General features: G+C 61.4%; 9 protein-coding genes and 1 other RNA gene. 8 read left to right on the top strand and 2 right to left on the bottom strand.

Features of this window, described 5'->3' with window-relative positions; all coding sequences use genetic code 11:
- A partial coding sequence (locus tag M0954_RS25255; RefSeq protein ID WP_297356149.1) for a DUF3025 domain-containing protein occupies positions 1–798 on the top strand: 798 nt, incomplete at its 5' end.
- Between the two features lie 124 nt (positions 799–922).
- Positions 923–1,334: RNase P RNA component class A (gene rnpB, locus M0954_RS25250), an RNA gene on the top strand.
- Between the two features lie 81 nt (positions 1,335–1,415).
- Here rnpB and M0954_RS25245 read toward each other — a convergent pair.
- On the bottom strand, positions 1,416–1,838 hold the full coding sequence (locus tag M0954_RS25245) for an OsmC family protein (protein ID WP_074265838.1): 423 nt from the start codon (positions 1,836–1,838) through the stop codon (positions 1,416–1,418).
- A gap of 600 nt (positions 1,839–2,438) precedes the next feature.
- Between M0954_RS25245 and rplM the strand changes: the two genes are divergently transcribed.
- The 3 genes from rplM (at position 2,439) to erpA (ending at position 3,838) form a co-directional block, all read left to right on the top strand.
- Complete coding sequence (gene rplM, locus M0954_RS25240; protein ID WP_074262452.1) at positions 2,439–2,867, top strand: 50S ribosomal protein L13; 429 nt, start codon at positions 2,439–2,441, stop codon at positions 2,865–2,867.
- An 11-nt stretch (positions 2,868–2,878) separates the two neighbouring features.
- Positions 2,879–3,271 carry a 30S ribosomal protein S9 gene (gene rpsI / locus M0954_RS25235; protein ID WP_074302436.1) on the top strand — a complete coding sequence of 131 codons (393 nt, stop codon included), beginning with the start codon at positions 2,879–2,881 and terminating at the stop codon, positions 3,269–3,271.
- A gap of 201 nt (positions 3,272–3,472) precedes the next feature.
- Positions 3,473–3,838, top strand: coding sequence for an iron-sulfur cluster insertion protein ErpA (gene erpA / locus M0954_RS25230; RefSeq protein WP_297356148.1), 366 nt, complete (start codon positions 3,473–3,475; stop codon positions 3,836–3,838).
- A gap of 87 nt (positions 3,839–3,925) precedes the next feature.
- Here erpA and M0954_RS25225 read toward each other — a convergent pair whose 3' ends face one another.
- Positions 3,926–5,059, bottom strand: coding sequence for an anhydro-N-acetylmuramic acid kinase (locus M0954_RS25225; protein ID WP_297356145.1), 1,134 nt, complete (start codon positions 5,057–5,059; stop codon positions 3,926–3,928).
- Between the two features lie 168 nt (positions 5,060–5,227).
- Between M0954_RS25225 and tyrS the strand changes: the two genes are divergently transcribed.
- From tyrS to M0954_RS25210, 3 genes are all read left to right on the top strand, one after another.
- Positions 5,228–6,475: a tyrosine--tRNA ligase gene (tyrS, locus tag M0954_RS25220; protein ID WP_297356143.1), complete on the top strand. Its 1,248-nt coding sequence runs from the start codon at positions 5,228–5,230 to the stop codon at positions 6,473–6,475.
- 13 nt (positions 6,476–6,488) lie between these two features.
- Positions 6,489–6,947, top strand: a complete 459-nt coding sequence (gene dtd / locus M0954_RS25215) for a D-aminoacyl-tRNA deacylase (protein ID WP_123384835.1) — start codon at positions 6,489–6,491, stop codon at positions 6,945–6,947.
- Positions 6,948–7,035: 88 nt separating this feature from the next.
- Positions 7,036–7,707 (top strand): histidine phosphatase family protein, encoded by a 672-nt coding sequence (locus M0954_RS25210; protein ID WP_297356141.1) that lies wholly within the window; start codon positions 7,036–7,038, stop codon positions 7,705–7,707.
- Positions 7,708–7,946: the final 239 nt, after the last annotated feature.

The raw sequence follows: 7,946 nt of genomic DNA, 5'->3' as shown, positions 1-7,946 counted from the left end.
TTCGCCGATATCGACTGGTCGCTGCCTTGGTTCGCCCAGTTCGCCGGGCGTGGCGTGCGCTGGCAGCAGGCAGCGTTGACGAGCTACGCCGCACTGCTCACCGAAATGAATGCCGATGCGCAGCAGTCCGGCCATACCACGGGCCGCGGTCAACGGCTCGCGTTCATCGCCCAGGACGATCTACCGCCGGGCGCGGCTTACGAGGCGCATATCGCCTCGACCGGCTGCGTACCGACGCGCCACAACCTGCACGATTTTTTCAACGCTTCGGTCTGGTTTGCGTTCCCACGGATCAAGGCGGCGCTGAACACGCGGCAATCCACAGCGATAGATTCGCTGGGCGTTGGTCCGACGCGTGGTGGCGTGCGGGACGCGCTGACCCTGTTCGACGAGAATGCACTGTTGTTCGCGTGCGCCGACCCGGCGCTGAGCAGCGCATTGCGCGGCTTCGACTGGGGTACGTTGCTGGTCGCAAATCGCGCAGCATGGGATACGCGTTGCGAGGTGCGCTGCTTTGGCCACGCGCTGCTGGAAAAGCTGATCTCGCCGTATAAGGCGTGTACTGGCCATACGTGGATCGTCGACGTCCCGGCCGAGTATTTCTCCTGGCCGAGGGCGTCCCGCGATGCGTGGCTCGACGACGCGGTTAGCGCCGCTCTTTTGTCCGCGGAGGAACTGACGAGCCGTCTGTTTGCGCCGCTTCCGGTGCTCGGTATTCCCGGATGGTGGTCCGAAAACGACGCGCCATCTTTCTATGACGACCGCGCTGTGTTTCGCGCCGGGCGCCGGGTCCGGTAACCCAAAAGCCGCATGATCGTCGATTCACGCCGTGCTCAATCCGCTCCTCGCAGCTTGAAACCGCCGTACGGCTCTCACATCCCTCCAGGCCGTCGCCACCACTTAATGTTAAAATCCCACCAGCAAAGCAGGCTAGGCAGTCGCGGCCTCTGCGGCTTCGGCCAACGAGGGCGAGGAAAGTCCGGACTCCATAGGGCAGGGTGATGGCTAACGGCCATCCGTGGCAACACGCGGAACAGGGCAACAGAAAGCAAACCGCCGATGGCCCGGCGCAAGCCGGGATCAGGTAAGGGTGAAACGGTGCGGTAAGAGCGCACCGCGGCTGCTGCGAGGCAGACCGGCACGGTAACCTCCACCCGGAGCAATTCCAAGTAGGCAGGCTAGCATCTTCGAGATGCAGGATGGGGCCCCCGTCACGTCTGCGGGTAGGAAGCTTGAGCGCGTCAGTAATGGCGCGTCTAGAGGAATGACTGCCACGCGCGCGGCGCTTCGGCGCGGCGTGTGCACAGAATCCGGCTTATCGGCCTGCTTTGCCGCTGAATAGAAAAATGCCGGCATCCGTGAGGATGCCGGCATTTCTTTTTGGTGCTTTTCGGTGCTTTGCGCTGGCGTTTGGCTCAGCCCGCGACGATATCGAACGAGTGCGTTAGTTCGGCAGTCTTGGCGATCATGATCGACGCCGAGCAGTACTTGTCGTGCGACAGGTTGATTGCCCGTTCTACGGTGGCCGGATTCAGGTTCTTGCCGGTCACGGTGAAGTGAAAGTGAACCTTCGTGAACACTTTCGGATCTTCGCTGGCCCGCTCGGCTTTCAGGGTCACCGAGCATCCGGCGATCTCCTGGCGGCTCTTTTTCAGGATCATCACCACGTCGTACGCGGTGCAGCCGCCGGTGCCGAGCAGCACCATTTCCATCGGTCTCGGAGCCAGATTGCGGCCGCCGCCTTCGGGCGCGCCGTCCATAGCGACAAGATGGCCGCTACCCGTTTCGGCGGCGAACGCCATGCCGTCTTGTCCCATCCAGCTTACTTTGCATTCCATCCCGTACCCCAGCTCGCATAACCTGCATTCGAAATGCCATTGTAGCCCGAGGTCTGCGCGTTCGTCCGAGGGCACTCTGGCGCGTCTTTATGCTCGTTGGCACCTTGCGTGCTGCAGTGCGGCATGGTTTGACGGTGAGGGATTGCCCTGATCAGGTTAGGGGTTTTACTCTAGTTTTTCACGCCGGAAACCGCACCGGATCGGGGCTATATATTTGATCTTAAAGAAGATTGCAGGCCAGGTGGGGCATCATGATGTCAACCACATTATGAAATCGAATTTCGCAATGCAAATATTCTTGCGTCGCACAAGGTCGGCTCATATAATCGTTTTCATTGGTTGCCGCAGTCAGACAACCTTCGCATGTCTCCTCCACCCTCCTCCTTTGGTGGATTAAACCCGAACCGCTCGTTCGGGTTTTTTTTCGCCCGCTCGCCGGTCGCCTCAAATTTTGACCTGAGGCCGGAATTTCCTTTATAATCCAAGGCTTTTCCGCATTCGTGCCCGCGGAGGAAGAACAGGGAGAGCCTGCACGCGCCTCGATGCGCACATTACAAGCAGGAAAAAACACTGGGCGCAGCAATTATTTTTGGATCGATCATGAAGACATTTTCCGCAAAAGCCCATGAGGTTACGCGCGAATGGTACGTGATTGACGCGACGGATAAGGTTCTCGGGCGTGTCGCCAGCGAAGTGGCACACCGTCTTCGCGGCAAACACAAGCCAGAATTCACTCCGCACGTCGACACCGGTGATTTCATCATCGTTATCAACGCCGGCAAGCTCCGTGTCACGGGCAACAAGTCCACGGACAAGAAGTACTACCGTCACTCGGGTTACCCGGGCGGTATTTATGAAACGACGTTCGGCAAGATGCAGGAACGCTTCCCGGGCCGCGCGCTCGAGAAAGCGGTCAAGGGCATGCTGCCGAAGGGCCCGCTCGGCTACGCGATGATCAAGAAGCTGAAGGTCTACGCTGAAGCAACGCATCCGCATTCGGCACAACAGCCGAAAGCGCTCGAGATCTAAGGGGAGCCCACATGATCGGTAACTGGAATTACGGCACGGGCCGCCGCAAGAGCGCCACTGCACGGGTGTTCATCAAGGCAGGCAAGGGCGACATCGTTGTCAACGGCAAGCCCATCGCTGAGTACTTCTCGCGCGAAACGTCGCTGATGATCGTGCGTCAGCCGCTGGAACTCACGAACCACGGCGTCACGTTCGACATCAAGGTCAACGTGTCGGGTGGGGGTGAAACGGGTCAAGCCGGTGCGGTTCGCCACGGCATCACCCGCGCGCTGATGGACTATGACGCAACGCTGAAGCCGGAACTGTCGAAGGCTGGCTTCGTTACGCGTGATGCTCGTGAAGTCGAACGTAAGAAGGTCGGCTTCCACAAGGCACGTCGCAGGAAGCAATTCTCGAAGCGTTAATCGCTTCGGTGTGCTCTGGCCTTCGGGCCGGGTCACTGCAAAAGCCGCCGGCGCGTTTGCGTTGGCGGCTTTTTTCGTATCTGGGCGTCACGCGGGCGCGATCGCTGCTCGCCAGAGAGAACCCCTTGATTTTGTGGGCTTCGGCACGATATCGAGATCAGCCCTACAATAGCGGTCAGAAGCTTTTTTTGGAGAGTTCGAATGAACGCAGTCATTGACACCCCCGTGACCGAGATGCCTAGCCCCTTCGTTTTTACCGACGCAGCGGCTGACAAGGTCAAGCAGCTGATCGACGAAGAAGGCAACCCGGAGCTGAAACTGCGCGTATTCGTGCAGGGTGGCGGCTGCTCGGGCTTTCAATACGGTTTTACCTTCGACGAAGCCGTCAACGAAGACGATACCGTGATGAACAAGAGCGGCGTCCAGTTGTTGATCGACTCGATGAGCTACCAGTATCTGGTTGGCGCTGAGATCGACTACAAAGACGATATCAACGGCGCACAGTTCGTGATCAAGAACCCGAACGCCACGACCACCTGCGGTTGCGGTTCGTCGTTCTCGGTCTAAGCGATCGAAAGTTGCACTGGCGGTACACGGAAACGGGGCTTTTAAGCCCCGTTTTTATTTGTGCGTCCGCGCTCCCCATCGGATCCCTCAACGCGGATAGATCGCGCCCAGTACCCGTTCGCCCGCAGCGCCAGTGACGGCCGCCAGGTTGCCCGGCTCGCGCGCCACACAACGCATCGCCAGCCACGCGAATGCCAGCGGCTCGACCTGATGGGGCGGCACGCCGAGCGCCTCGGTGGTTAGCACTGGTACGCCGCTCACGCCAGTCTCCTCGAGCGCGCCTTGAATCGCCTTCATCAAGGCCGGATTGCGCGCGCCGCCGCCGCACACGTAGACTGCACGGACATCCGACGCGTGCCGCTCGATTTCCCGCGCCACCGTAATAGCTGTCAGCGCAACGAGCGTGGCCTGCACGTCGGCGGGTACCACGCCGGCGAAGCCTTGCAATTTGGCGTCGAGCCACGCGGGGTTGAACAGATCGCGGCCGGTGCTTTTGGGTGGCTTTTGCTCGAAGAACGGTTCGTCGAGCAGTGCATTCAGTAACCGTCGGTCAACTTGGCCACTGGCGGCAAAATGTCCGTTTTCGTCATAAGGCTTGCCGAGGTGCCGTTGCGCCCACTCGTCCAGCAGAGCATTGGCCGGCCCGCAGTCGAAACCGCGCACGCTGCCGGCGGCGTTGAGAATCGTGATGTTGCTGATCCCGCCCAGGTTGCAGACCACACGCGTTTCGCCCGGCGCCCCGAACACCGTTGCGTGAAAGGCAGGCACCAGTGGCGCGCCTTGGCCGCCCGCGGCGACATCGCGGCTGCGAAAGTCGGCGATAACGTCGATGCGGGCCATTTCCGCCAGCAATGCCGGATTGTTGATCTGGCGCGTATAGCCCTTCTCGGGGCGATGCCGCACGGTCTGGCCGTGTACGCCGATCGCCCGCACGTCCACGGCTGACAGATTGCCCGCGCGCAGCAATTCATGGCAGCAGACCGTGTACCGTGTAGCGAGCGCATTGGCCGCTAGCGCCTCGCGTTCGATCTCGTTCTCGCCCGGGTGCTGCAGACCGAACAGCGCCTCACGCAGGCTCTCTGCGAAGCCGACAAAGGCTTCCGCAAGCACGACCGGTGGCTTGCCTTTGGCGAATTCGACGGCGACGCCATCCACGCCGTCCATGCTGGTACCCGACATCAACCCGAGATAGACGCCGTCCGCCGTACTCTCTTGCGCCACGTTGCTGCTCCTGTCAGTTGTTCATTGCGAACTGTATTCGCAGATTAGCAGCGCTCGCGCAGGTAAGGTAGTCCGCTTGACAGCGACTAAGGCGGATGGCGGCTTTCCGGCCGCGCGGCGGCGCGCATCTATGGGACAATCTCTTCTTTTGCGACCTCCCGTTACAGCATGAGCACCGAGCCCACCTCCAAGCCCACTCCCGCCTTCCCGATCACCGACGAAGTCCGCCACGCGCTAGCCCTTACCAAGCGCGGCGTCGACGAGTTGCTGATCGAGGAAGAGTTCGCACAGAAGCTCGCGAAGAGCGCGGCCACCGGCACGCCGCTGCGCATCAAGCTCGGTCTCGATCCGACGGCGCCCGATATCCACATCGGCCATACCGTCGTGCTGAACAAGATGCGCCAATTGCAGGATCTCGGGCATACGGTGATCTTCCTGATCGGCGATTTCACCTCGCTGATCGGCGACCCGTCGGGGCGCAACGCCACGCGTCCGCCGCTCACGCGCGAGCAGATCGAGTCCAACGCCAAGACCTACTTCGATCAGGCTGCGCTGGTGCTGGATCGCGAGAAGACCGAAATTCGCTACAACAGCGAATGGTCGATGCCGCTCGGCGCCGACGGCATGATCAAGCTGGCGTCGCGCTACACAGTCGCGCGGATTCTCGAGCGTGAAGATTTCACCAGGCGGTATCAAGGCGGGCTGCCGATCTCGATTCACGAGTTCCTCTACCCGCTGATGCAGGGTTACGACTCGGTCGCGCTCAATGCCGACCTCGAACTCGGTGGCACCGACCAGAAATTCAACCTGCTGGTGGGTCGCGAGCTGCAGAAGCAGTACGGCCAGGAACAGCAGTGCATCCTGACCATGCCATTGCTCGAAGGCCTCGATGGCGTCGAGAAGATGTCGAAGTCGAAGCACAACTACATCGGTATCAGCGAGAAGCCGACCGATATGTTCGGCAAGCTGATGAGCATTTCGGATGACCTGATGTGGCGTTACTTCGAACTGCTGTCGTTCCGCCCGATGGACGAGATCGCCGGCTTCAGGAAGGAAATCGAAGGCGGGCGTAATCCGCGCGACTTCAAGGTGATGCTTGGGCAAGAGATCGTCGCGCGTTTCCATTCGCAGGCTGACGCGGAGCGCGCGCTCGAGGATTTCAACTATCGCGCGAAGGGCGGTGTGCCGGACGATATTCCGGCTGTCACGCTAGCGGGTGCACCGCTTGCGATCGGCCAACTGCTGAAGCAGGCAAACCTGGTGCCGTCGACCAGCGAGGCGCTGCGCAATATCGAGCAGGGCGGTGTGAAGATCGATGGCGCGACGGTGTCGGACAAGGGCCTGAAGGTCGAAGCCGGCGAGTACGTCGTGCAGGTTGGCAAGCGTCGTTTTGCGCGCATCACGCTAACGGCGTGATGGAACACCGCTCATGATCGGGCTGATTCAACGGGTCCGGCGCGCGGAAGTGCGAGTCGGCGAACGTGTCACGGGCGCGATCGAAGCGGGGCTGCTGGCGCTGGTGTGCGCCGAGCGCGGCGACACCGAAGCCGCGGCCGACCGCTTGCTCGCGAAGATGCTCGGCTACCGGGTGTTTAGCGATGCGGCCGGCAAAATGAATCTCTCCTTGCAGAACATCGACGGTGCCGGCCGCGCCGGCGGCCTACTGCTGGTGTCGCAATTCACTTTGGCAGCGGACACAAACAGCGGCCTGCGTCCGAGCTTCACGCCGGCCGCGCCGCCCGACGAGGGCAAGCGTCTGTTCGACTACTTCGTGGCAGCGGCCCGCGCGAAGCACCCGATTGTCGGGACCGGCGAATTTGGCGCGGAAATGCAGGTTTCGCTCGTCAACGACGGGCCCGTGACGTTCTGGCTGCAGACGCACGCCTGAGCCAGACTTCACCCTTCGCACGGCCCTGAGCCGCTTTTGCGACAATAGCGTCTTGGCACAACCGGCTAGCGACGCCTACTCCCATCTCATGTCCACACAGATTCTTTTTATCCGGCACGGCGAGACCGAATGGAACCGCGTGAAGCGGATTCAGGGGTTCATTGATATTCCACTGGCGACGAGCGGTCTCGAGCAGGCCGAGCGTCTCGCGCACCGCCTCGCAGACGAAGCTCAGCAAGGCGCCCGGCTAGATGCGATCTATTCGAGCGACCTGCAGCGCGCGCAGCAGACTGCGCAGCCTATCGCGCATGTCCTCGGTCTGCCGCTGCAATTGCGCGAAGGTTTGCGCGAGCGTTCTTACGGCGCGTTCCAGGGCTATGACCGCGACGAGATCGCCGAGCGCTATCCGGATGAATACGAGCGCTGGCAAAGCCGCGACGCGGGCTTTGCGCCGCCGGAAGGCGAATCGATGCGGACGTTCTACCACCGCGTCATGGATGCGATCGTCCCGATCGTTGCCGCGCATCCCGGAGGCCGTGTTGCGTGCGTTGCGCACGGTGGCGTGCTGGATTGCGTCTACCGGTTCGCGCGCGATCTGTCGCTGGAAGTGCCGCGTGACTATGCGTTGCTCAATACGAGCGTCAATGTGGTGGATTTTGACGGCGGCAAGGCGACGGTGAAATCGTGGGCTGACGTGTCGCATCTTGATACGCCGAGCGAGGACGACACGTTGCGGAAGATTGTTACGCCGGGGCTTTGATGGGCTTGCGCGGAAGCGGGGGCGAGGGCGCTGAGCGTTCAGAGACGCGTTTGGAAGCCGCTTTCGACGGTGTCCTGTCCTGCAATCACCGGCTCGGCGAGTTGGCCCCTCAGCGCTGACCTGGTTGCATGCCCTCGCCGGGTCCTCTGACGCTACGTTCGCTCTTTCAGGGCGCGCCCGCATCCCACATATCCCGCACCGGGCTGGACGAATCTGGCGCGGCGAGACCGAAGTGGCGA

Source organism: Paraburkholderia sp., from assembly GCF_026225065.1.
GTDB lineage: Bacteria > Pseudomonadota > Gammaproteobacteria > Burkholderiales > Burkholderiaceae > Paraburkholderia.
The sequence above is the reverse complement of the archived record's forward strand: the minus strand, read 5'-3'. Positions and strand labels throughout refer to the sequence as shown.